Annotated in this window: 16 protein-coding genes; 9 read left to right on the top strand and 7 right to left on the bottom strand. The window is 74.7% G+C overall.

Translation table 11 applies throughout. From position 1 onward, the window contains the following. Window positions 1-60 precede the first annotated feature (60 nt). Together ACZ6X9_RS19295 and ACZ6X9_RS19300 are read right to left on the bottom strand one after the other, a co-directional pair. A complete protein-coding gene (locus ACZ6X9_RS19295; protein ID WP_469779213.1) occupies window positions 61-3,834 on the bottom strand; it encodes a glycosyltransferase in 3,774 nt (1,257 codons plus the stop codon). Window positions 3,835-4,662: 828 nt separating this feature from the next. Continuing rightward, window positions 4,663-4,926 (bottom strand): WhiB family transcriptional regulator, encoded by a 264-nt coding sequence (locus tag ACZ6X9_RS19300; RefSeq protein WP_004952403.1) that lies wholly within the window; start codon window positions 4,924-4,926, stop codon window positions 4,663-4,665. A 793-nt stretch (window positions 4,927-5,719) separates the two neighbouring features. On the opposite strand from ACZ6X9_RS19300, the gene ACZ6X9_RS19305 reads away from it, so the two are divergent. From ACZ6X9_RS19305 to ACZ6X9_RS19315, 3 genes are read left to right on the top strand one after another with little or no spacing between them, the layout of a single operon-like run. After that, on the top strand, window positions 5,720-6,232 hold the full coding sequence (locus tag ACZ6X9_RS19305) for a cysteine dioxygenase (RefSeq protein ID WP_469779214.1): 513 nt from the start codon (window positions 5,720-5,722) through the stop codon (window positions 6,230-6,232). 55 nt (window positions 6,233-6,287) lie between these two features. After that, window positions 6,288-7,259, top strand: coding sequence for a 2-phospho-L-lactate transferase (gene cofD, locus ACZ6X9_RS19310; protein ID WP_469779215.1), 972 nt, complete (start codon window positions 6,288-6,290; stop codon window positions 7,257-7,259). Further along, window positions 7,256-8,578 (top strand): coenzyme F420-0:L-glutamate ligase, encoded by a 1,323-nt coding sequence (locus ACZ6X9_RS19315; protein ID WP_469779216.1) that lies wholly within the window; start codon window positions 7,256-7,258, stop codon window positions 8,576-8,578. Before cofD ends, ACZ6X9_RS19315 begins: the two co-directional genes overlap by 4 nt. A gap of 606 nt (window positions 8,579-9,184) precedes the next feature. Here ACZ6X9_RS19315 and ACZ6X9_RS19320 read toward each other — a convergent pair. The 3 genes from ACZ6X9_RS19320 to ACZ6X9_RS19330 form a co-directional block, all read right to left on the bottom strand. Then, window positions 9,185-10,099: a DNA-3-methyladenine glycosylase family protein gene (locus tag ACZ6X9_RS19320; protein WP_469779217.1), complete on the bottom strand. Its 915-nt coding sequence runs from the start codon at window positions 10,097-10,099 to the stop codon at window positions 9,185-9,187. A 29-nt stretch (window positions 10,100-10,128) separates the two neighbouring features. Next, a complete protein-coding gene (gene manB / locus ACZ6X9_RS19325) occupies window positions 10,129-11,235 on the bottom strand; it encodes a mannose-1-phosphate guanylyltransferase (protein ID WP_469779218.1) in 1,107 nt (368 codons plus the stop codon). Window positions 11,236-11,382: 147 nt separating this feature from the next. Beyond that, window positions 11,383-13,110 carry a peptidoglycan recognition protein family protein gene (locus ACZ6X9_RS19330; RefSeq protein WP_469779219.1) on the bottom strand — a complete coding sequence of 576 codons (1,728 nt, stop codon included), beginning with the start codon at window positions 13,108-13,110 and terminating at the stop codon, window positions 11,383-11,385. A 129-nt stretch (window positions 13,111-13,239) separates the two neighbouring features. Here ACZ6X9_RS19330 and ACZ6X9_RS19335 point away from each other — a divergent pair, with 129 nt between their 5' ends. The 4 genes from ACZ6X9_RS19335 to ACZ6X9_RS19350 all read left to right on the top strand — a co-directional run bounded on the left by ACZ6X9_RS19335 (window position 13,240) and on the right by ACZ6X9_RS19350 (window position 19,318). Further along, window positions 13,240-13,992 (top strand): TIGR03089 family protein, encoded by a 753-nt coding sequence (locus ACZ6X9_RS19335; RefSeq protein ID WP_469779220.1) that lies wholly within the window; start codon window positions 13,240-13,242, stop codon window positions 13,990-13,992. A gap of 177 nt (window positions 13,993-14,169) precedes the next feature. Next, window positions 14,170-15,336, top strand: a complete 1,167-nt coding sequence (locus ACZ6X9_RS19340; protein WP_469779221.1) for an LCP family protein — start codon at window positions 14,170-14,172, stop codon at window positions 15,334-15,336. A 250-nt stretch (window positions 15,337-15,586) separates the two neighbouring features. Continuing rightward, complete coding sequence (locus ACZ6X9_RS19345) at window positions 15,587-17,416, top strand: LCP family protein (protein ID WP_469779222.1); 1,830 nt, start codon at window positions 15,587-15,589, stop codon at window positions 17,414-17,416. 99 nt (window positions 17,417-17,515) lie between these two features. Next, window positions 17,516-19,318: an LCP family protein gene (locus tag ACZ6X9_RS19350; RefSeq protein ID WP_469779223.1), complete on the top strand. Its 1,803-nt coding sequence runs from the start codon at window positions 17,516-17,518 to the stop codon at window positions 19,316-19,318. Window positions 19,319-19,423: 105 nt separating this feature from the next. On the opposite strand, the gene ACZ6X9_RS19355 is transcribed toward ACZ6X9_RS19350, so the two are convergent. After that, on the bottom strand, window positions 19,424-20,437 hold the full coding sequence (locus ACZ6X9_RS19355; protein ID WP_469779224.1) for a glycosyltransferase family 2 protein: 1,014 nt from the start codon (window positions 20,435-20,437) through the stop codon (window positions 19,424-19,426). Window positions 20,438-20,656: 219 nt separating this feature from the next. Between ACZ6X9_RS19355 and ACZ6X9_RS19360 the strand changes: the two genes are divergently transcribed. Further along, a complete protein-coding gene (locus ACZ6X9_RS19360) occupies window positions 20,657-22,384 on the top strand; it encodes an LCP family protein (RefSeq protein ID WP_469779225.1) in 1,728 nt (575 codons plus the stop codon). Window positions 22,385-22,539: 155 nt separating this feature from the next. Here the strand turns inward: ACZ6X9_RS19360 and ACZ6X9_RS19365 are convergent, their stop codons facing one another. Continuing rightward, a complete protein-coding gene (locus ACZ6X9_RS19365) occupies window positions 22,540-23,097 on the bottom strand; it encodes an acyl-CoA thioesterase (protein ID WP_469779226.1) in 558 nt (185 codons plus the stop codon). A 120-nt stretch (window positions 23,098-23,217) separates the two neighbouring features. On the opposite strand from ACZ6X9_RS19365, the gene ACZ6X9_RS19370 reads away from it, so the two are divergent. Further along, window positions 23,218-24,495 carry an LCP family protein gene (locus tag ACZ6X9_RS19370; RefSeq protein ID WP_469779227.1) on the top strand — a complete coding sequence of 426 codons (1,278 nt, stop codon included), beginning with the start codon at window positions 23,218-23,220 and terminating at the stop codon, window positions 24,493-24,495. The last annotated feature ends 15 nt before the right edge of the window (window positions 24,496-24,510 follow it).

Below are 24,510 nucleotides of genomic sequence, written 5' to 3' on the forward strand. Positions count from 1 at the left end.
GCCGCGCCGTCGGCCGCTCGCGCTTCGACCGCTCCCGCTTTCCCGCTGCCCGCTCGCGCTTCACCGCTGGTCACTCCCGTCGCGGCGCAGGCCGCGGCCGCCGTCGTGCGTCGTGTCGTGGCTCGGTCCGCCGTACCCGTACGGGTCGTGGACGCCGTAGGGGCCGGAGGCGTAGGGGACGTCCTGTCCGGACGCGTCCTGGTAGGCGCCGGGGGCGGCCTGGTGGCCCGGCCCCGGGTACGCGTCGGCGTAACCGCCCGGCCCGCCCGGCCCTTCCGGACAGGGCGGCGGGTACCTGGAGGAGGACCCGTACGACCCGTACGACCCGTAGGGGTCGTGGGAGGCGGCGTCCCAGCCGCCGTCCGCCGCCCCCTGGGCGTACTGGGGGGCGGGCACCGCGGCGTAGGGGTCCGCCACGGCGTACGGGTCCGCCGAGGGCTGCTCGTACGGGTCGGCCGACACCGGCTCGGGCGCGGCCGGGCCGCCCTCCCCCGCCGGGGCCTCCCGTCCCTCGGCGGCGGCCCGCAGCCGGCGGGCCCGGCGGCCCTCGCCGGCCGGCGCCTGCGCGGGCAGGTCCACGGGCACCGCCGCGGGGACCACCGCGTCGGGCAGGTCGTCGTCGATCTGCCGGCGGCGGCCCGGCAGCGCGAGGACGACCAGGACGGCCGCGAGCAGCCCCTGTGTCCACACCCAGGCGGTCCGGGCGGCGGGCGTCTCGTAGGAGAGCGTCAGCCGGCCGCCGGCGGCCGGGAGCCGGAAGCCCTGCGCCCAGCCGTCGAGGGTGACGCGCGGCAGGGACCGTCCGTCGAGGGTGGCCCGCCAGCCGGGCGCGGCCCGGTCCGCGAGGCGCAGCACCCGGCCGTCCTTCCCGGCGGGGATCGTGGCCCGGGCCCCTACGGGCCCGGAGGGGACGGCCACCGGGCCGGCGCCCTCGGTGACGACGCTCAGCCGGGAGACCGGCCGGTCGACCCGCCACAGGGCGGTCCGTCCCTCCTGGCTGAGCCGGGTGAGGCCGGGGGTGGCGTCCAGGGCGGTCCCGAGGTCCCGGGCGGCGCCGTCGCGGACCAGGACGAAGCCCACGGCGTAGTCGGCGAGACGGGCGGCCTGGTCGGCGCCGGAGCCGGCGACGAGGCCGGCGACGACGGAGTCCAGCCGCGCGTCCCGGCCCGGGGCCACCGCGTCGTCGCCCAGTCGGATCCCGGAGCCGCGCACGAGCGCGTAGGCGACGTGGGCGGTGTGGCCCGGTTCCGGGGCGAGGACCAGGGTGCGAGCGCGGTCGCGGGTGGTCGCCGCCTCGGCGACGAACGCCGGGACCTGCACGGGGTCCCGCCGCTCCAGCGGCCCGCCGGCGCCGCCGGCCGCCCAGCCGACGGCGGCGACGAGCGGGCCCGCCGCCGCGGCGAGGGCGACGAGCCCCGCGACGGGCTGCCGCCAGCCGAAGCTCCGGGCGGCGACCCGCTCCCGGGCCCCCTCGGCGCCGACCACGGCGGCGGCGGTCAGCGCCAGGCCGTACACGAGCAGGGCGGGCCCGGCCCAGGCCGTGTGGTTGACGAGCGCCGCGCAGAGCAGCCCGGCGAGCGCGACCGTCCAGGCGGTGCCCACCGCGGCCCGCCGGTCGGCGCGGAGCAGCGCGCCGAGCGCGGCGAGCAGGACGCCGGCGAACAGCAACCCCCCGGAGGTCCCGGGCCCGCCGGGGTCTCCGGCGAGCAGGTGCCACGGCGTGGTGGTGCCGCCGCCGTACTCCGTCCCCGCCTGGGCGAGGAACCGGCCGGGGTCGGCGAACAGCCCGAACGACCAGGGCGCCAGGACGACCACCGGGGTGGCCGCGACGGCGAGCAGGGCGAGCGCGTGCGGGACGAGGCCGCCGCCCCGGGCGCGCAGCGCCAGGACGCCGAGGCCGAGGACCACGGCGAGCGGCCAGACCAGCGGCGTGAACGCGGTGCCGACGGTCAGGAGGAGGGCGTACGTCCAGACGGCCCGCCACACGGGCCGGGCGCCCGGCGAGCGGAACCCGCCGGCCGCGACGGCGGCTCGGGCGACGAGCGGAAGCAGGACCGCGAGGACGGCGGTGCCCAGTCGGCCCGTCGCGAGGGCGCCGGTGACGGCGGGCAGGAACGCGTAGGCGACGCTGCCCCAGGCCCGCAGCGACCGGGAACCGGCCAGCGGGCGGGAGGCGAAGTAGGCGGTCAGTCCGGCCAGCGGCACCGAGCAGACCAGCAGCAGGGTGACGGCGAGGTCCGGCGAGCCGAGGAGCAGCGTCGACAGGGCGGCGAGCACGGCGAGGTACGGCGGGGCTCCGGTGGTGCCGCCGGTGCCGACGGCGTGCCAGCCGGCCGCGTACCGCGACCACAGGTCGGACGCGCCCTCCGGCGCGGGCAGCAGGGCACCGCCGGACAGCGCGCCGCCGCCGTACAGCCCGCGGCAGGCGACGACGGAGACCAGCAGCAGGGCGGCGAAGAGGACGGGCGCGGGCTTGCGGGCGATCCGCCGCAGCCGGGCGAACTGCTCGATCTCCAGGAAGTCCGCCTCGTCGCCGCCGGGCCCGGACTCGACGGCGCCGTGCCGCCCCGCCGACCTCGACTCGGGGTCGGAGCGGCCGCCGAAGAAGGCCGTGAGCTGCTCGAACACGACCCTCAGGGTGGCGCCCGGCGGGGGGAAGAGGGGCCGCAGCTCCTTGGCGTCGACGGCCGCCGCGCGGCGTCTCCGGGCGGCGCGGACCCGGCCGGGGCGCAGCAGCACCGCGCCCAGGCCGGTGAGCTCGTCGAGTGCCTGGCCGGGGACCTTGCCGACGAGGTGGCCGAGGGCGCTCAGCAGGGTCCCCAGGACGACCCGCAGGAGCACGTAGGGAAGGGCCGGGCCCCGGGTGTTGGCGAGCAGGGCGTAGACGGCGCCCGCCTTGTCGACGCGGTGCGGGGAGGCCGGCCGGCGTCCCACGCAGTCGACGGGACGGCGCTCGCGGGAGGCGGCCTCGGCGTGCCGGAGGACGGCGTCGGGGGCGACGAGGACACGGTGTCCGGCCGCGTGGGCGCGCCAGCAGAAGTCGACGTCGTCGCGCATCAGGGGCAGCCGGGGGTCGAAGCCGCCGAGCGCCTCCCAGACGTCCCGCCGGACGAGCATGCCCGCGGTGGAGACGGAGAGGACGGACCGCACGTGGTCGTGCTGGCCCTGGTCCTGCTCGCGGCGGTCGAGGCCGGTCCAGCGGCGGCCGCCGCGGGCGATGGTGACGCCCACTTCGAGGAGCTGCCGGCGGTCGTACCAGCTCCGCAGCTTGGGCCCGAGGACGGCGGCGGGCCGGCCGGCGGCGATCTCCTGGTCGGCGACGCGCAGCAGTTCGCGGAGGGCGCCCGGTTCGGGGGCGCAGTCGTCGTGCAGCAGCCACAGCCACTGGACGGGTTCGGCGTCGCGGTCGTGGGCGTCCGGGGACCCGTACGGGTCGTGCTGGTCGTCGCGCCAGGTGCGGCTGACGGGGTCCCAGCCGCTGGAGCCGGCGAGGTACGGGAGGTCGTCGGCGGTGGGCGCGGGGGTCGCGCGGACCGCCTCGTCGACGGCGGTGCCGAAACCGGCGCGGCGGGCGAGGTGCAGGACGCGGTCGGCACCGAGCGCGTCGGCGAGCAGCCGGGCCGAGTCGTCGTCACTGCCGGTGTCGGCGGCGACGGCCCGCTGGACGGGCCGCTCCTGGCCGAGCAGTCCGGCGAGCGCGTCGGGCAGCCAGCGGGCGCCGTCGTGGGCCACGAGCACGGCGGTGACGACGTGGCGGGGGAACGCCGGGGGGTGGGTGAGGTCGAACGCGGGGGGTGCCGGGTGGTGGGCCGGCGGATCGCTGTGCGCGGACATCGGGTACGGGCCCTCCGGCCGGTGGCGGCCGGGCGGGGGCGGGTGCCGCTCCCGGTTCGGCCGCGGTGCTGGACTGCGGTGGACGGTGCGCCCGAGGGGCGTCGGCCGTCTCGGACGGCACCCCACCCTAGTGGCTGGGAACGGGGCGCTCCGCCTCCTTGGGACGGGGTGTGGACGACGGCCGTGTGTGGTGCGAGCAGGCGTTCGACGGGGGGTGGCGGCTGCGCACGACGGGCTCAGGGGAAGGCGGAGCGCGGGCGGTGAGGGTGCCCGTGGGTGCGGCGACGGACCGGCTGGGCGCGGAGGCGTGGGGAGGCGTGGGGAAGGGGGGAGAGGGGGGGTGGGGGCGGTGGCTCCGGCGCGTACGGCTCGTACCGCTGACGTCGGACGTATGACGGGCGTACGACAGACGTACGGCGGGCGTTCGGGAGGCGGCGGCGGACGGGCGGCGGGCAGCGGACCGCGGCCATGGCGGCGCGCCGGGCTCGGCGGGAGCCGCGGGATAGCGGCCGTCGAGCCGGCGGAGACCTGGTGGGATCCGGCGAGGCCGGGCGCCCGGCGGACCGGTGGGCGTCGCGTTCGGCGACCGGCGTGCGGCGGTGGTCGACCGGCGGCCGAGGACCGGCGATCGGGAGTCGGCGGGAGGCCGGCACGCGACCGGTGCGGCTCGCGGGCGGCGGCGGGCCTCGACGGGACGGCCCGATGGTGACCCGGCGTCAGATGCCGGGAGCGACGCGGCGTCCGGAGCCGCGGCGCCGCGGTGGATGGCGCTCGGCCGGTGACGCCCGAGAGGCGCCGTTCAGGCGGTGCGCCGGAGGTGACGCGGGATCAGACCGCGGCCTTCTTCAGGCGGCGGCGTTCGCGCTCGGACAAGCCGCCCCAGATGCCGAAGCGTTCGTCGTTGGCGAGTGCGTATTCGAGGCATTCGGAGCGGACTTCGCAGGCGAGGCAGACCTTCTTGGCCTCGCGGGTCGATCCGCCTTTTTCGGGGAAGAAGGACTCGGGATCGGTCTGGGCGCACAACGCGCGCTCCTGCCAGCCGAGCTCCTCGTCCGCCTCCTCGACCAGCAGTTGCTGAAACAGCTCGGTCATGTGCGCCCCTCGTCTGTCATTGCGTCCCCGTGATGCTGCCGTGATGAGGTACGGCAGAACGACACGAGTGAAATTACAAGTGCGCCGATCCGGGCCAGTCAAGCCGAGATCTGCTATTGAGCCCCTTATTCACTCTGCGGAACCAAGGCCGAGCGGAAAGTTGCCAAACCACCACAAGAGTGGACACACCTCTCGTCAGCCACAGCCGTCCCGCGACTCCCTTGTCTTCAAGGGGGGACGCGAGGGGCGACCGTCCAGTTGCACCACCCGTCACCGGGCGATGTTTGAACACCAGGATGCCGGGCGACTGTCCCGCAACCCCACGAGACAAACCTTTCTCCGATCTCCGCTACCGGATGAGGTGAAAGATTGGCATCAAACCGGACATCCGGTTGACATGGCACAGCGGATGCCGGTCTCCTTGTGAGCATGCTCGCGACCGCACCCTCCCCGACGTCCGCCCGGACGTCCGTCCCGGGGATTCCCGGCCTGACCCGTTCCTACGGGTCGCGCTGTGCCGCCCAGGCGCGCTGTCGCTGTTCTAGCTGTTGATGCCCCAGAGCTCCGGCTGACCCCTTTTTCTCACCGGCTTTCCCGAGCTTCCTCCCGCGCGCGTCCGCGCGCGCTCCCGCTCGCGTTCGCCTGCCCCGCCCTCCCGCGACCGGACCCGTCACCGCACGGTCCGGCCGTCACGCCGTACGCGTGACCGTCGCGCCGTCCGCGTGACCGTCCGCACCCTCCGCCCTCCGGCCCCGCGCCTCCCGCTCCCGCCACCCGTCGAGGAACCCCGCTCATGAACAGCGACGTCCAGATCGCCGGCGACCCGCTCGCCGTCCCCCACCTCATGCCGCCGCCGGCCGCCCACCCCGCCACGGTCGCCGAGTTCGCCGGGCTGGCCCGGCGCATCGCCGCCGACCGCGCGGCCTGGTCCCCACTGGTCCGCTACGACGCCGTCACCCGCTGGTACCACCGGCTGCGCACCGGCCCCGGCTACGAGGTGTGGCTGCTGAGCTGGGTGCCCGGCCAGGGCAGCGGGCCGCACGGCCACGGGCGCTCCTCCGGCGTGCTCACCGTCCTCCAGGGCGCGCTGACCGAGCTCCAGGAGGTGTCCGGGGCCACCGTCCGGCGCCGCCTCGGCGAGGGCGACCAGCGGGTCTTCGCCCCCGGGTACGCCCATGAGGTCGTCAACGACTCCCTCGAACCGGCCGTCAGCCTCCACGTCTACTCCCCCGGCCTCACCGAGATGCCCCGCCACCGCCCGCTCGGCGTCACGGAGGGCCGCCCGGCCGCCGCGCCCGTCCGGTGACGTCCCGCCGCACCACCCCTCCGAGGCGCCGGACGGGGCTGACAGACTGGCCCGCATGCAGCGCATTGTGGTTCTGGCCGGCGGGATCGGGGGCGCCCGCTTCCTCCGCGGCCTGACATCAGCAGCCCCGGACGCGGACATCACCGTCATCGGCAACACCGGTGACGACATCCACCTCTTCGGCCTCAAGGTCTGTCCCGACCTCGACACGGTGATGTACACGCTCGGCGGCGGCATCCACGAGGAGCAGGGGTGGGGCCGCGCCGACGAGACCTTCGCCGTGAAGGGGGAACTGGCCGCCTACGGCGTCGGCCCCGAGTGGTTCGGGCTGGGCGACCGCGACTTCGCCACGCACATCGTCCGCACGCAGATGCTCGCCGCCGGCTACCCGCTCAGCGCCGTCACCGAGGCGCTGTGCGAGCGGTGGAAGCCGGGCGTGCGGCTGCTGCCGATGAGCGACGACCGCGTCGAGACCCACGTCATGATCGACGACCCGGACGGCACGGAGGGCGCGCGCAAGGCCGTGCACTTCCAGGAGTACTGGGTGCGGCTGCGCGCCCAGGTGCCCGCACACGCGATCATCCCCGTCGGCGCGGAGCAGGCGAAGCCGGCACCCGGCGTGCTGGAGGCCATCGGCGCGGCCGACGTCATCCTCTTCCCGCCGTCCAACCCGGTCGTCAGCGTCGGCTCCATCCTCTCCGTGCCCGGGATCCGGGAGGCCGTCGCGGCGGCGGACGCGCCGGTCGTCGGGCTCTCGCCCATCGTCGGCGACGCGCCGGTGCGCGGCATGGCCGACAAGGTGCTGGCGGCCGTCGGCGTCGAGTCCACGGCCTCGGCCGTCGCCCGGCACTACGGCTCCGGCCTGATCGACGGCTGGCTGGTCGACACGGTCGACGCGGCGCGGACCGCCGAGGTGGAGGCCGCCGGCATCCGCTGCCGTGCCGTCCCGCTGATGATGACGGACGTCCCGGCCACCGCGCGGATGGCCGCCGAGGCACTCGCCCTGGCCGAGGAGGTGCGCGCGTGACCGAGGCGCCCGCGTACCGGGTCTGGGCCCTGCCCGGACTGCCGGAGGTCCGGCCCGGCGACGACCTGGTCAAGCTCGTCGCCGCGGCGGCCACCGCCGAGGGGCTGCCCGGGCTGGCCGACGGCGACGTCCTGCTCGTCACCTCCAAGATCGTCAGCAAGGCCGAGGGACGCGTCGCCGAGGCACCCGACCGCGAGGCGGCGATCGACGCCGAGACCGTACGGCTCGTGGCCCGGCGCGGCACGCTGCGCATCGTCGAGAACCGGCTCGGCCTCGTCATGGCCGCCGCGGGCGTCGACGCCTCCAACACCCCCGAGGGCACGATCCTCCTGCTCCCCGAGGACCCGGACGCCTCCGCCCGCGCGCTGCGCGCCGGGCTGCGGGACACCCTCGGCGTGGACGTCGGCGTGATCGTCACCGACACCGCCGGGCGGGCCTGGCGCGCCGGTCTGACGGACATGGCGATCGGCGCGGCCGGGGTGCGCGTCCTCGACGACCTGCGCGGCGGCACCGACGCGCACGGCAATCCGCTGACGGCCACCGTCGTCGCCACCGCCGACGAACTCGCCGCCGCCGGCGACCTGGTGAAGGGCAAGGCGGCCGGGCTTCCGGTGGCGGTGGTCCGCGGTCTGCCGCACGTCGTGTCCGGCTCCGAGGACACGCCGGGCGCGCGGGCGCTGGTCCGCTCCGGCGCGGACGACATGTTCCGGCTCGGCACCTCCGAGGCCGTCCGGGAGGCGGTCCGGCTGCGGCGCACCGTACGGGAGTTCACCGACGCCCCGGTGGACCCGGGCGCCGTCCGCCGCGCGGTCGCCGCGGCCCTCACCGCCCCCGCGCCGCACCACACCACCCCCTGGCGCTTCGTCCTCCTCGAGTCCGAGGAGTCCCGGCTGCGGCTGCTCGACGCCATGCGCGACGCCTGGATCACCGACCTGCGCGCCGACGGCCGCTCCGAGGAGAGCGTCGCCAAGCGCGTCCGGCGCGGCGACGTCCTGCGCAACGCGCCCTACCTGGTGGTGCCGTGCCTGGTCATGGACGGCTCCCACACGTACCCGGACCCGCGGCGGGCCGCGGCCGAACGCGAGATGTTCGTCGTCGCCATGGGAGCCGGCGTCCAGAACTTCCTGGTCGCGCTGGCGGGTGAGCGGTTGGGGTCGGCGTGGGTGTCGTCCACGATGTTCTGCCCGGACGTCGTCCGTGACGTCCTCGGCCTACCGGCGGACTGGGATCCGATGGGGGCCATCGCCGTGGGGCGTCCTGCGGCGGCTCCCCGGGAGCGGGCGGAGCGGGAGGCTGACGCGTTCGTGGTGGTGCGGTAGCGCTGCGCGCGGCTCGCTCGCTTGGCGGCCCGTCCCGTCGGGCGTTGGCCGGGGGCCGGCGCCCACCCCCCACCCAGCCCGTCCGGGTTCGGGGCGGCGCCCGCCGCCACCTCGCTTGTCAGCCTGTCCTGCCGGACGTTGGCTGGGCCGGCGCCCGCCCCCACCCAGCCCTTCCGGCGTTTTCAAGGCGGCGCCCGCCACCACCAGCCCGTCCGGCGTTTGAGGACAGCGCCCGGAGGGTGCTTCGGGGGTGCGGGGGCCGGCCCCCGCGAGAAACGGTGAAAGGGCGGGGTTGGGGCCACTTCCCCCGGCCCACGCGGCGTTCACTCCCTGACGGTGTCCGGGACAGCGGGCCGGTGGGTGGGGGGCGGTGCCCCGGTCCCGCCCTTTCACCGTTTCTCGCAGGGGCTGCGCCCCCGCACCCCCCGAGCGCGCCCGCGGCGCGCGTCCTCAAGCGCCGGACGGGCTGGGTGGCGGGGGTGGGTGGGTGAGCGCCGCACGCGCTGCCCGCAGCGCCGGGCGGGCTGGTGGGGGCCGGCGTCCTCGGACACCGGACAGGGTGGGTGAGCGCCGCGCGCTGCCCGAAGCGCCGGACGGGCTGGATGGCTACAGGTGCCTGATGTCGTTCACCGAGAAGCGCGGCGCCCGCCGCTCCGGGCGCACCCCCGTGAGGAGGACGAGGCGGCAGGCCCGGTGCCGCTGCCCGGCATAGGGGGCGAGGAGCGCGAGCATGCCGGCGTCGTCGGTGCCGCGGGCGCCGGCGAGCGCGTAGCCGATCGTCTTGGGCAGGTGGAGGTCGCCGACGGTCACGGCGTCCGGGGCGCCGTTGCTGCGCTGGAGGGTCTCCGCCGCCGTCCAGGGGCCGATGCCGGGCACGGCCTGGAGGCGGGCGGCGGCCTTGTCGGCGTCCATCGTCGCGGCTTCTTCCAGGCGGGCGGCCACGCGGGCGGCGCGGACGACGGTCGCCGAGCGCTTGCCGTCGACGCCGGCCCGGTGCCATTCCCAGGAGGGGAGCAGGGCCCAGGCGCGGGCGTCGGGCATAACGCGCATGCGGCCGGCGGGCCCGTCGGCGGGGCCCGGCGCGGGGTCGCCGTGCCGTTGGAGGAGGAGCCGCCAGGCGCGGTACGCCTCGTCGCTGGTGACCTTCTGTTCCAGGATGGAGGGGATCAGCGACTCCAGCACCAGCCCGGTGCGGGCCAGCCGCAGGCCGGGGTGGCGGCGGTGGGCCTCGTGCAGGAGGCGGTGGCGGGGGGTGAACGCGGTGGGGTCGTCGTCCGCGCCGAGGAGCGTGGGGAGGGTGTCCAGGAGCCGGTCGGCGCCCGGGCCCCACGCCTCGGCGCGCACCTCGCCGGCGCGTGCGGCGATCCGGATGGTGCCGGGGCCCTCGGGGGTGCGGCTGGCGCGCCAGACGGCGCCGTCGGGGGCCACGCGGTACGCGGGGTCGCCGGGGCCGCGCGCCAGGACGCCGAGGGTGCGTCCCAGGTCGAGGGGGCCCGGCGGGGCCCAGGTGCGGGTGGCCATCCGGCCAGGGTAACGCCGTGTGGTTGCGGCTACTGGTCCGACGAGAAGCGCACCGCGCCGCGCGGGATCCGCGCGTCGCACCACACTCGGGCGCCCGCCCGGAACTCGTTGTCGGGGCCGATCTCCGCGTGGTCGCCGACGACCGCGCCGTCCAGGACCGTGCGCGCTCCGACGCGCGCGCCGGCGCCCACGAGGGAGTCGCGGACGGAGGCGCCCGCCTCGATGACGGCGCCGTCGAGGACCGTGCTGCCGTCGACCCGGGCGCCGGGTTCGACCCGGGCGCCGGCGCCGATCACGGTGCCGCCCATGAGCTTGGCGTCGGGGGCGACCTCGGCGGTGGGCAGCACCAGCCGCTCGCCGCAGCGGCCGGGGACCGCCGGGGAGGGGGCGCGGCCGAGGACGAGGTCGGCGGAGCCGCGGACGAACGCCTGGGGGGTGCCCAGGTCCAGCCAGTAGGTGGAGTCGACCATGCCGTGCAGGTGGGCGCCGTCGGCCAGCAGGCCGGGGAAGGTCTCGCGCTCGACGGAGACCGGGCGGCCGGCCGGGATGGTGTCGATCACGGACCGGTTGAAGACGTAGGCACCGGCGTTGATCTGGTCCGTGACGATCTCCTCGGGCGTCTGGGGCTTCTCCAGGAAGGCCGTGACGCGGCCGTTCTCGTCGGTGGGGACGAGGCCGTACGCCCGCGGGTCCGTCACCCGGGTGAGGTGGAGGGAGACGTCCGCGCCCGCCGTGCGGTGGGTGGAGATCAGGGCCTCGATGTCGAGGCCGGTGAGGATGTCGCCGTTGAAGATGAGCACGGGGTCGTCGGGGCCGGAGTGCAGCCGGTGGGCGACGTTGCGGATGGCGCCGCCGGTGCCCAGGGGCTCGACCTCGGTGACGTACTCCAGGTGCAGGCCCAGCGCCGAGCCGTCGCCGAAGTACGGTTCGAAGACCTCGGCCAGGTAGGAGGTGGCGAGCACGATGTGCTCGATGCCCGCCGCCCGGGCCCGGGCCAGTTGGTGGGTGAGGAAGGGCACTCCCGCCGCCGGGACCATGGGTTTGGGCGTGTGCACGGTGAGCGGACGCAGCCGGGTCCCCTTGCCGCCGACCAGGAGGATCGCTTCGCGCGGAGGCGGCTGATGCGGTTCAGTCAACGTGTTCGTCTCTGCTTCCTGGTGGGGCCGGGCCGTGAACGGCGGCCAGTGTATGCAGACGGTGCGGACTGAGCGGACGGTGCGCCTCCGCTACGGTCCTGGCGATGCGGTCCCGCCGTGGCGGATCCGGGTGCGGGACGGGGCCGGTCAGCGGCCCTGGAGCCGGGCCGCGGTGCTGCGCGCGGCGCCGAGCTTGCCGTAGAGGCGGTCGCCGGGGCATTCGGTGGAGTAGCCGTCGCGGTGACCGGAGATGACCTTGAGTTTGACCTTCGCCCCCTTCTTGAAGAGGTTCCCGCCGGCCGACACCAGGGTCGTGGTGCCGCGGGGGTTGGCGTTGTACAGGCCGAGCTTCCAGGCGGTGAGGGCGGCCACGGCGTTGACCGCGGCCGTGGCCGGGCTGGTCTTCCCGTAGGTGCCGAGCACCGCGATCCCCATGCTGTTCGTATTGAAACCGAGAGTATGGGCGCCCTTGACGGGCTTTGCCACCCCGCCCGCCCGGCCCTCGTAGACGGTGCCGCACTTGTCGATGAGGAAGTTGTAGCCGATGTCCCGCCAGCCGCTGCTGACGACGTGATAGCGGTAGATACCTCGGATGACGGAGGCGGACTGGGCGCAGGAGTACCCGTTGCCGGAGGCGGTGTGGTGGACGAAGGCCGCCTTCACCTTCTTGGTGTAGACGAAGCCCTTCTCCCGCAGTGACTCGTCGGCGCCCCAGCCGGCCCGGGTGACGATGCGCGGGCGCGGGCCGGCGTGCCCGGCGTAGGCGACGCCGGTGTCCGCGTCGGTGTCGTCGTCCGCGGCCGAGTCGACGACGCCGTTGGCGTCCGCCGCGTCGGCGGAGGTGTCGCCGGGGTCCCTGCCGTCGGCGGGCCCGCCCGGCCGGCCGGGTTCGGCGCCCTGGGGCTCCGCCGGGGGCCGCGCGGGTTCGGCGGCACCCTCGGCGCCCTCGGTCGTGCCGTCCGCCGCCGCGGCGTCCTCCTCCGGTCCGAACCGGTCGCCGGCGCCGCCCGTCCCGCCGGCGCCGTAGCCGCCGTCCCCGCCGTCCCCGGTGTCGTTGGAGCTGACACTGGCGCCCGGCGCGACGGCCGTGAGGGCGGCGACCTCCTTGGCGGTGGGCCGCTGGGCGGCGGCGGGGATCTCGTGGGCGCCCAGCGGGGCGAGCGGGGCGTTGACCGCGGAGGTGGCGCGCTCCTCGTCGTCGGGGGCGGGGGCCAGCGCGCGGGTGCGGGTCCGGGCGGCCGGTGCGGAGCCGGGGTCCACGAGTTCGGCGCGCAGTCCGCGCGGCAGCGTGGCCTGTGGCCGCCGCCCGGCCGGGGCGTCCGGCCGGACCCGTACCTCGATGGCGTCCGAGGCCCCGACCCAGAGCGGCGCGGTGGCCCCCCGGACGCCGGACCGGGCCTCGACGGTGCCGAGGTCGGGCCGGTCGTGGTCCTGGACCTGGACGTCCTGCCACGCGGACCAGGTCCGGGCGCCCAGGGCCCGGGTACGGACCTGGGCCCGGCCGCGGAGCTCGGCCCCCACGTCGTCCCAGACGATGCCGACCAGCGAGAAGGGTCTCACCCGCTGCGGCCGCAGGCCCCGGGCCCCGGACCCGGCCGCCTGCGCCCATGTCCTGCCGTGCGCGGCGGTCTCGGTGCCGTCCGCGGTCCCCAGCGGGACGAGGGGCAGCGAGTACGTCGCCCCCGGGATCTGCCCCCGGGCGGCGGACGGGGCCTGTGCCGGGGCCGGGGCCCGGGGTGGAGCGGCGGCGGGGAACTCCGGCGGGGCCGCGGCCGGGCGGGCGGGCGCGGAGGCCGCACCGGGCGCGCCGATGACGGGCAGGGTCAAGGTGGCGGCACAGGCGGTGACCGCCGAGGTGACGAGGAATCCACGCATGACACAGATCCTGCGCATACCCGAACAAACCTGTCCATTCATCGGGTGACGGCCTGTCGGCCCTCGAAGCCCCTCGCGGCAGGCCCGTCCGACTGACCGTCACGCCCCGCCCGGCGTACCCTTCCGGGGATGAACGCCACCGACCGCACCCCCGCCGACCTGCTGCGTTCCGCCCTCGCCGCGGACCCGTCGCGCCCGCTCGTGACCTTCTACGACGACGCCACCGGCGAACGCGTGGAACTGTCCGTGGCCACCTTCGCCAATTGGGTGGCCAAGACCGCCAATCTGCTCCAGGGTGATCTCGCCGCCGAACCCGGCGACCGCCTCGCGCTGCTCCTCCCCGCCCACTGGCAGACCGCCGTCTGGCTGCTCGCCTGTTCCTCCGTCGGGGTGGTGGCCGAGGTGGGCGGCGACCCCGCCGCGGCCGACCTCGTGGTGAGCGGCCCGGACCGACTGGAGGAGGCGCGCGCCTGCTCCGGGGAGCGTGTGGCGCTCGCCCTGCGCCCGCTGGGCGGGCGCTTCCCGCAGCCGCCGGAGGGCTTCCTCGACTACGCGGTCGAGGTTCCCGGTCAGGGCGACCGTTTCGTCCCGTACGCCCCGGTGGACCCGCAGGCTCCGGCGCTCGCCGTGTACGGCCGGGAGCTGACGGGCGCACAGGTCGTCGAACAGGCGCGCGAGGTCGCGGCCCGGCGGGGGCTGGAGCCCGGTGCGCGGCTGCTGTCCGGACTGTCGTACGACACCTGGGACGGCCTCGCCGCCGGCCTCTACGCCCCGCTGGCCACGGACGCCTCGGTGGTGCTCTGCCGGCACCTCGACCGGCTCTCCGAAGAGGCCCTCACACAGCGCCGGGCGAGCGAACGCGTCACCGTGACGGCCCTCTGACGCTGCCGGGTCGCCACTTCGGAGCGATGATCGACGGGTAGGCACCCCGAGACCCGCCCCGGAGGGAGTCGCGCAGCCGTGGCCCACAGCTCAGGCGCACCTCTCCGGCCGTCCGGACCGCCCGGGTCGTCCGGGCCCGACAGCCCCGGCGGCCCGGCCCCGGACGGCGGCTCCCGCGTGCCACGGCGCCGGCGCCGCTGGGTGCGCCGGCTGCTGCTGGGGCTGGTGGTGCTGCTGATCGCGGCGACGACGCTGACCTGGGTGCTCTACGAGCGGCTCGACGGCAACATCACCACGGACACCCGGACGGCCGACGAGCTGGCGCGGTACGAACGGGAACGCCCCACCGCGCTGGTCGCGGGCGCCCAGAACATCCTGATCATCGGCTCCGACAGCCGCAGCGGCGCCGAGAACGGCAAGTACGGCGCGGACAGCGGCACCCAGCGCTCGGACACCACGATCCTGCTGCACCTGGCCGCCGACCGGAAGAGCGCGACGGCCGTCAGCATGCCCCGCGACCTGATGGCGAAGATCCCGAAGTGCCGGAAACCGGACGGAAGCTACACCAACGAGCATTTCGCCCAGTTCAACTGGGCCTTCGAGGACGCCGGCGCCGCCTGCACCATCCGCACGCTGGAGAACATCACCCGCGTCCGCGTCGACCACCACATCATCGTGGACTTCACCAGCTTCAAACGGCTGGTGGACGCGGTCGACGGCGTCGAGGTCTGCCTGAAGCGGCCGATGGACGATCCCGAGGCCCGGCTGAAGCTGCCCGCCGGGCGGCAGGTGCTGCACGGCGAGGCGGCCCTCGGCTACGTCCGCGCCCGGTACGGCCTCGGCGACGGCAGCGACACCGAACGCATGGGCCGGCAGCAGGAATTCCTGGGGGCTTTGTTCCAGGAGATGCGCAGCGACGGAGTGCTCCTCAACCCCACCCGGCTCTACCCCGTGCTCGACGCGGCCACGAAGTCCCTCACCACGGACTCCGGCCTGGACTCGCTCCGCAAGATGTACGACCTGGTGCGCACGGTACGCAACATCCCCACCGACCACGTCCAGTTCCTGACCGTGCCCCGCCGGCCCTACCAGTACAACGCGGACCGGGACGAGTTGGTGCAGCCGGAAGCGGACCAGTTGTTCGAGCTGCTACGGCACGACCGGCCGGTGCCCGTCACCCCGCACGTCCGCCCGGCCGACGGCAAACACGCCGCTCCGCCCCGCGATTCCGAGCCCTCCGAGGCCCCCCTGGCGGACCCCTCACCGCCCGCCTCCGCCACCCCCTCGCCCGCCGCTCCCCCCACCTACGAGGGGACCACGGCGGCCCGCGGCATCTGCGGCTGACGGCGACGGGGGTACGATCGGACTTTTCGCCCCGGCGAAACCGTCGGGGGCGGCACTCCGGCGAAGAGATGGGGCGGATTGCCCAGTTGTAGGGGTGCGTGATTTGTCACTGACGTCGCTAGCCGCTGAACTGGGCGGATAGTGTGAGCGGTCCGGTGCGCACGGCCGGTGACCCGCGCACCGCAAGACGACATGACCGAGCGCCTCGGGGACAGGCGCCGCGTGGCACCGACGGAGGACTCAAGCGACCGTGGACGCGCAAGGCCGTGGGCGGGCGGACGGCATCGACCCCGCCGACCAGTGGGTGTTCGACCCCAAGACCGGCAGCTACGAGCTGCGCCTGGACCCCTCCGACACGTCGGGCCCTGTCCCCGGACATGTCTCCCCCGCCGGGGCGCGGTCCAATCCCGCCGGCGGCAATCCGCCGGGTGCCGTGTCCGGCACCGCGACGGGCCCCACGCCCGGCCCCCGGAAGAAGCCCGCGCCGGGCGCGCGGAGCGGCGGGCGCCCGCTGCCGGAGCAGCGCGGTGGCCGGCGGGCCGGCAAGGCCACGGCCGCGGCCGCGGCCACGGGGCGCCGCAAGCCGAAGCCGAAGAAGAGCGCGAAGAAGAAGGTCCTGCTGTGGACCGGCGGCACCCTGGCCTTCCTGCTGGTGGGCGGCTCGCTGGGCGCGTATCTCCTCTATCAGCACCTCAACGGCAACATCGAGAAGGTCGACGTCGGCGTCGACAACGAGGCCGTGCCTGAAGGCCCGGTCAACATCCTGCTGATCGGCACGGACAAGCGGTCGGGCAAGGGCAACACCGGCTACGGCGACAACGGGAGCGTCGGCCACGCCGACACCACGCTCCTCTTCCACGTCTCCGAGGACCGCACCAACGCGACGGTGATCTCCATCCCGCGCGACATGGTGATCGACATCCCCGAGTGCCCGACCAAGAAGGACGGCACCACCCGCACCATCCCCGGCTCCAAGAACGTGCGCTTCAACGAGAGCCTGGGTCAGGGAGACCGCGACCCGGGCTGCACCTGGCGCACGGTCGAGAAGATCACCGGCCTCAAGGTCAGTCACTTCATGATGGCCGACTTCAACGCCGTCAAGTCGCTCTCCTCGGCGGTGGGGGGTGTCGAGGTGTGCGTCGGCAAGGACGTCAACGACCCCAAGTCGCACCTCAAGCTCTCCGCGGGCAAGCACGAGATCGAGGGCGAGCAGGCCCTGGCGTTCGTCCGCACCCGGCACAGCTTCGGTTTCGAGAGCGACCTGGACCGCATCAAGCTCCAGCAGCAGTTCCTGGGTTCGATGATGCGCAAGATGAAGTCGGACGACACCCTCACCAACCCCAAGAAGCTCTACGACCTCAGCAACGCGGCCACCAAGTCGCTCACCGTCGACACCGGCATAGGGTCCATCTCCAAGCTCACCAGCCTGGCCAAGGAACTCAGCAAGGTGAACCTGAAGAACATCACCTTCGCCACGCTGCCGGTGAAGGACAACCCGGCCGACGGCAAGTACCACAAGACGGTCCTCCTGGACGAGACGAAGGCCGAACCCCTGCTCGCCATGGTCCGGGAGGACGTCTCCCTCACCGAGGTCAAGCGCAAGGAGAAGGCCGCCAAGGACAAGGAGCAGGCCGCCGAGAAGGAGAAGGACGCCAAGCAGGCGGCCCTCCTCAAGGGTCCCAAGGCGGAGCCGGCCAAGGTCCGCGTCAAGGTGCTCAACGGCAGCGGCAAGCTGGGCGCGGCCCAGGAGACCGTCGTCTGGATGCAGAACACCAAGGGGATGGCGCACGCGGGCAACGGCGGCAACGCGGGGCCCGGCGGCAAGAAGATCCCCAAGACCATCCTGGAGTTCGCCCCCAACCAGGCCGACCAGGCCCGCAGCCTGGCGGAGGCCATGGGCCTGCCGGCCGACGCCCTCCATCAGACCGGCAAGGACGCGGCCCCGCTTGCCGACATGACGCTCACCCTGGGCGCGGACTTCAAGGGCGCCGGGGTCCCGGTCACCCCGCCGAAGGCCCCCAAGCAGGCGCCCAAGGACATCCAGCGGATCGAAGCCGACAAGAACGTCTGCGCGAAGTGAATCCTGCGAACACACTTGTGCATCTCACTACCCGGTAACAGAGTCACCAGGTAACGCACCTGCCCTGCGGGCCGTGCGCACCATTCAGGGGGAGGCCCAATGCGGCTCAACGGTCTACGGGGGGAAGAAAAGGCCGAAACCGGGGGAAAGCAGAAAGCGGGCACCGACGAGACGCGCGCGGAGGAGGCGGCCGGCGAGGGCGCTCCCGCCGCGGCGGCAAAGGCCGGTCGGGGCGGTGGTAATGACGCCGCGTCCGGCCGCGCCTCGGGCGGCGGCAGACCGCCGCGGCGCCGCGCGATCCGAATAGTCCGCTGGGCCGCGCTCTCCCTCGCGGTCCTCGTCCTCGGAGCGTCGGGAGCGGGCTACTTCTACTACCAGCACCTCAACGGCAACATCCGCAAGAGCAAGCTCAACCTCGGCGACAAGCAGCTCGACCGGAGCGTCCCCAACGCGGCGGGCCAGCGGCCCCTCAACATCCTCCTCCTGGGGTCCGACAGCCGGAGCAGCAAGGAGAACCAGAACCTCGGCGGCGCCCGCGAGGACGCCGACCGGCCGGCCCTCGCCGACGTGCAGATGCTGGTCCACGTCTCCGCCGACCGCAGCAACATGTCGGTCGTCAGCGTCCCCCGCGACACCCGCGTGACCATCCCCAAGTGCACCGACCCGGCCGACGGCAAGGTCTACCAGGAGACGAGCAGCCAGATCATCAACACCAGCCTCCAGAACGGCGGTCCCGGCTGCACCGTGGCCACCTGGGAGGAGCTCACCGGCATCCCCGTCGACCACTTCATGATGATCGACTTCGCGGGCGTGGTGAGCATGGCCGACGCGGTGGGCGGCGTACCGGTCTGCGTGAAGAGCAACATCCGCGACGACAAGTCGGGGCTGCGGCTGGAGAAGGGCACGCACACCATCAAGGGCGAGCAGGCCCTCCAGTGGCTGCGCACCCGGCACGGCTTCGAGGACGGCAGCGACATCGGCCGCACCCACGCCCAGCACCTTTACATGAACTCGATGGTCCGTCAGTTGAAGTCCGGCAGCCGGCTCAGCGACCCCGGGCAGCTCACCGACCTCGCCGAGGCGGCCACCAAGGCGCTGACCGTCGACAAGGACCTGGGCTCGGTCAAGAAGCTCTACGACCTCGGCAACGACATCAAGCGGGTGCCGTCCGCCCGGATCACCATGACCACCATGCCCTGGGTGCAGGACCCGCAGGACCCGGACGCCCACGTCATTCCCAAGGCAGGCGACGCCGACAAGCTGTTCTCGCTGGTCCGCAACGACATCGCGCTGGACGGCAAGGACAAGAGGAAGCCCGAGCCGACGGAGGCCAAGGACGCGGGCAGGAAGGGCGCCAAGGTCGCCAAGGACCGCATCGCCGTCACCGTCTTCAACGGCACCGGCACCGCCGTCCTCCCGCCCGCCACCGGCCGGGGATCCGACATCGCGTCGTACCTCGTCAAGCAGGGCTTCGCCAAGGCGACGTCGGACTCCACCCCGCGCGCCCAGGCCGACACCACGATCACCTACCCGAAGCAGACGCAGCGCGCCGACGCCCTGGCCGTGGCCAAGGCGCTCGGCCTGCCGGAGGACGCCGTACGGCTGTCCCCGTCGGCGGAACAGGTGACGCTGGTGATCGGCGGCGACTGGCGCGAGGGCGACACGTACCCGAAGCCGGCGGACGCGAAGGGCGACGCCGCCAAGGCGGGCGGCACGTCCGACGGGAAGGCGAACGGGAAGAAGACCGGCGGGAGCAAGCCCGACGCCGGGGACGAGAAGGACCCGAAGAAGGGCCAGGGCGACAAGGACCGGAACGACAACAAGGCCCCGGAGAGCGCCGACCCGCTCAACGGCGACGACCGGTCCGCCTGCATGGAGGTCAACCCGCTGAACCGCTTCTGACGGTCCCGCGAAAAACGGTCCCGCGAAAAGCGGTCCCGCGAAAAGCGGAAGGGCCGCCTCTGTCCCACAGAGGCGGCCCTTCCCGCAGCGTCCGACGCGCCCGGGCTACGCCCGGACCGCCGGCCGGCGGCTGGCGATGACGCGCTTCGCGAGCGACCGCGGGCTGGTGAGGAAGCCGAAGCCCCACGACATGTGCATGGTCGCCAGCGCCACGGGGATGCGCACCCGGGCCTTGGCCGGCAGCCCCTTGCCCGCGGGCACCGAGCCGGCGACGATCGCCGCCAGGTAGCCGCCGGGGACGACCAGCGCCCACGGCGTCACCGCGACGCCGGCCACGAGCCCGGCCGCGATGGCGACGACGGCGGTCGGCGGCGCCAGGTAGCGCAGGTTGATCGAGCCCTTGTGGAAGCGGGCGACGACGTGCCGCCAGCGGCCGTAGTCCTTGTACTGCTTGGCCAGCGCCCGCACGCTCGGCCGGGGGCGGTACGAGACCTTGAGCTCCGGCGAGAACCAGATCAGCCCGCCCGCCTCACGGATGCGGAAGTTCAGCTCCCAGTCCTGGGCGCGGATGAACTCCTCGTTGTACCCGCCCTGCCGCTCCAGCGCCTCGCGCCGGAAGACGCCCAGATAGACGGTCTCGGCCGGGCCGGCCTCACCGCCGGTGTGGAACGCCGCGTTGCCGACCCCGATCTTCGAGGTCATGGCGGCGGCGACGGCCCGCTCCCAGTCGTTCTCCCCCTCGGCGTGCATGATGCCGCCGACGTTCTGCGCGCCCGTCTCGTCCAGCAGCCGCACCGCCGTCTTGATGTAGTCGGGGGACAGCATGCCGTGCCCGTCCACCCGCACCACGATCGGATGACGCGACGCCTTGATCGCCGCGTTCAGGGCGGCGGGGGTACGGCCCGTCGGGTTGGGCACGGTGTGCACACGCGGGTCCTCGCGGACGAGCTCGGCGGCGATCTCGTCCGTACGGTCGGCGGACGGACCGAGGGCGATCACCACCTCCAGCTCGCCGGCGTAGTCCTGCTCGAGGATGTGCCGCACGGAGGTGCGCAGATGACGCTCCTCGTTGAGCACCGGCATGATCACGGAAACTGCGGGCGGCTGCTGCTCTGGCATGGTTCCTCGGAAGTACGGGGGTCAGGGGTTCACCCCGCGGCGGACGGAAGCGTCGGCCACGTTACCGCGAACGGGGGACACGGACCCGCGCCGCCCGGGTGGCGGACGGGGGCCGGACGGCGTGGAAGCGCGGACCGTTGATCGTATCGGCCTACGGTGACCCGGTTCGCTCCCCCTGCCGCGCCGGGGGTGATCCCAGCCTGTCGCGGAGGTCACGAAGTGCCAGAACCGGACAGCGCCCCCCGCCCGGACCGGGGCCGGCACGGTGCCCCGCACCGGCCCCGCTGGGGACTGCGCATCGCCACCGCGCTCGCCCTCGTCATCCTCGTCGCCGGCGGCGCCGGGCACGCGGTGGTGCACGGCATCGACCGGGGCATCCGCCGCGTCGACCCCTTCGCCGGGCTCTCCCACCGCCCCCGCACGGGCCACGGCACCACCGTCCTGGTGGTGGGCACCGACGGCCGCGACGACCTCACCGAGGACCAGCGCACCCGCTACCACCTGGGCGGCGACCCCTGCCACTGCACGGACACGATGATGCTGGTCCACTTCTCCCAGGGCCGCGACCGGGCGTCCGTCGTCAGCCTCCCCCGCGACACGTACACCGTCCTGCCCGACCGCACCGACGCGTCCGGCGCGTTCCACCCGGCCCATCCGCAGAAGCTCAACGCGGCCTACGCGGAGGGCGGCCCGGCGCTGACCGTCCGGGCCGTCGAGCAGCTCACCGGCGTGCACGTCGACCACTACCTGGAGATCGACTTCACCGGCTTCATGCGCACCGTCGACCTGCTGGGCGGCGTACGCGTCTGCACCGAGGAACCGCTCCGGGACGACCACAGCGGGCTCGACCTGCCCGCCGGGACCAGCACGCTCGACGGCGGGCAGGCCCTGCAGTACGTCCGCGCCCGGCACCTCGACGCCAGCGCCGACCTCGGCCGGATGCGCCGCCAGCAGCGCTTCGTCGCCTCCCTGCTCCAGCGGGCGACGAGCAGCGGCGTCCTCCTCGACCCGCCGGTGTTCCGCCGGGTCGTCGCCGCCCTGCTGGGCTCGGTCAGCGCGGACCGCGGCTTCGCCGGGACGGAACTGGTCGAGCTGGGCCGGACCCTGCGGGGGCTCCGGCCGGCCGCGACGGAGTTCACGTCGGTGCCGATCGCGTCCGTCGACTTCCCGGTGCCCGGGGTCGGGTCGACCGTCCGGTGGGACGAGGACGCGGCGGGCCCGCTGTTCCGGGCGCTGCGGGCGGACCGGCCGCTGGCCTCGCTCGGGGGGCGTCCGAGTGAGGCTCCGGCGGAATCCGCGGAAGCGGACGGAAAGCGTCCGGGCGGGGCGGCGGGCGGGATGGCGGTGCCGTCTCCCGGTCCCGTGAACGGTCCCGCGTCCCCGGCGGACGGCGCCTCGCCCCGGCCGGCGGGCACGCCCGGGCCGTCCCCGGCACCGGCTCCCGGCGGGGCGACCGCGCCCCCCACCGCTCCCGTGGGAGCCGCCGCCCTGGGGCCGGTCGGGACGGTCACCGCCACGACGGCCCCCGAAGCCACGCCCGGCCCCGCCGTGACGGACGCGAGCCCGGCGCCCGTCGACGTGCCGCCCGGGCGGATCGGCGTCCAGATCCTCAACGGCTCCGGCCGTCCCGAGCTCGGCCACGACACCGACGCGGCGCTGCGGGCCGCGGGCTTCCTCACCACCGGCCTGCCGGCCGAGGCCCCACCGCCGACCGCCCTGCGCACGGTGATCGCCTTCGACCCGCGCTGGGACCGCTCCGCCCGCGCCCTGGCGGCGGCCCTGCCGGGCGCCGAGCTGCGGCCGGTGCCGGGTCAGGGGCCGCTGATGCAGGTGACACTGGGCGCGGATTTCGTAGGGGTACGGCCGGTGCGTGGGCCGGAGCCGCAGGCCGCGTCGCCCGGGGAGCGGGAGGTGGTCACGGGGGACCGGGCGGTGTGCGACGGCTGAGCGCCGGGGGGTGTCCCGGTGCCTCCCCCAAAGGGGGCACCACCGCTTCGCCGTCTCCCGGGGCTCCGCTCCGGACCCCGATCGCGGCTCCGCCGCCCGTCGGCAAGCGCCGGACAGGCTGAGGGGGCGCCCTTCTTCGGGAGAGGGACCGGGGCTCAGTCCTTCAGGCCCTCCGCCGCCCGGTTCATCCGAAGCTCCTTGATCGCGCGGCGGCGGGCGAGCCGGTGCGTGCGCCGGATCTGCGCCTCCTGGTAGCGCCGCCGGTCCTTCTCGGTCTCGGGGATCACCGGCGGTACGGGCCGCGGCTTGCCCTCCTCGTCCACGGCCGCGAAGACGAGGTACGCGCTGCCGACCTGCACGGCCGGCGCGGACTCGTTCCAGCGCTCGGCCATGACGCGGACGCCGACCTCCATCGAGGAGCGTCCGGTCCAGTTGCACTGCGCCTGGACGTGGACGAGGTCGCCGACGCGGACCGGCTCCAGGAAGGCCATCTCGTCCATGGACGCGGTCACCGCGGGGCCGCCGGAGTGCCGTCCGGCGACCGCCCCCGCGACGTCGTCCACCAGTTTCATGATCACTCCGCCGTGCACGGTCCCCAGGAGGTTCGTGTCGCTCGCGGTCATGATGTGGGACAGGGTCGTGCGGGAGGCCGAGGTCGGCTTGCCGGGTATGCCGGCCGCACCGGACTCGGCGGTCCGGTCGTGAGTGGTCATGCACCCCACTGTATGCGGGGTGCACGGACCGGGCCGCCCGTGTGTCAGCTCTGCAACAGCCGTGACCCGGTCCGGTACCACCCGTCCGGACGAGTCCCGCGGCCGGGCACACTTCTCCCCATGAGCGAGTGGCCCGAAGTGCGGAACAACGACCGCCGGTACCAGTACGGAGGCGGCGGCGCCCACCCGCGCCCGGAAGGGGCGCGCGGCGGCCCGCGCGCGCACCAGGGCGGGCCCCCGCCCCAGTACGGGCGGCCCGGGCCCGGCGCGCCGGGCGGCCGGCCCGACGACGGCTACAACACCGGCCAGGTCTACGGGCGCGGCGGCGGCCACCCGAGCGGTGGCGCTCCCGGCGGGCCCGGCGGCGTCCCGGGCGGTCCGGCCGCGCGGGGACGCGCGCCGCGCGGCGGCCGGCCGAACTGGCGCAAGCGGATCACCATAGGCCTGCTCGCCTTCCTCGCCGTGGTGCTGGTGGTCTCCGTGAGCACCTACTTCTGGGCCGACTCCAAGCTGCGCCGCGAGGTCGACCTCGGGAAGGTGGAGGAGCGCCCGCCGGGCGGCGACGGCACGAACTACCTGATCGTCGGCTCGGACAGCCGGGAGGGGCTCTCCGACGAGGACAAGAAGGAACTGCACACCGGGTCGGCCGACGGCAAGCGCACCGACTCGATGATGATCCTGCACACCGGTGACAACGGCACCACCATGCTCAGCCTGCCGCGCGACTCGTACGTCACCATCCCGGCCTTCACCGGGCAGAAGTCCGGCAAGCGGTTCCCGGCCTCGACCCACAAGCTCAACCAGGCGTACGCGGACGGCGGCCCCGAGCTGCTGGTCCGGACCGTCGAGTTCAACACCGGGCTGCGCATCGACCACTACGCGGAGATCGGCTTCGGCGGGTTCCGCAGCCTGGTCGACTCGCTCGGCGGCGTCGACATGTGCCTCGACAAGCCGGTCAAGGACCGCGACTCGGGCGCCGACCTCAAGGCGGGCTGCCAGACGCTGGACGGGAAGCAGTCGCTCGCCTTCGTCCGCCAGCGCCACCAGGAGGCCGACCAGGACCTCGGCCGGATGCGCAACCAGCAGAAGTTCCTGAACACCCTCGCCAAGCAGGCGGCCTCGCCGTCCACCGTCCTCAACCCGTTCACCCTCTACCCGGTGATCGGCTCCGGCCTGGACACGCTGATAGTCGACGACGACATGGAGCTGTGGGACCTGGCGTCGATGTTCTGGGCGATGAAGGACGTCACCGGCGGCGACGGCAAGCAGATGACGGTGCCGATAGGCAACGCCAACCTGGCGACGCGCGGTGACGGCGTGGCCGTGAAGTGGGACCCGGTGAAGTCCAAGCAGCTCTTCGAGCAGTTGAAGAAGGACGAGAGGGTCACGGTGTCGTAGGTCCGCTCCGTCGGG

This window comes from Streptomyces sp. NPDC052910 (genome assembly GCF_055585605.1).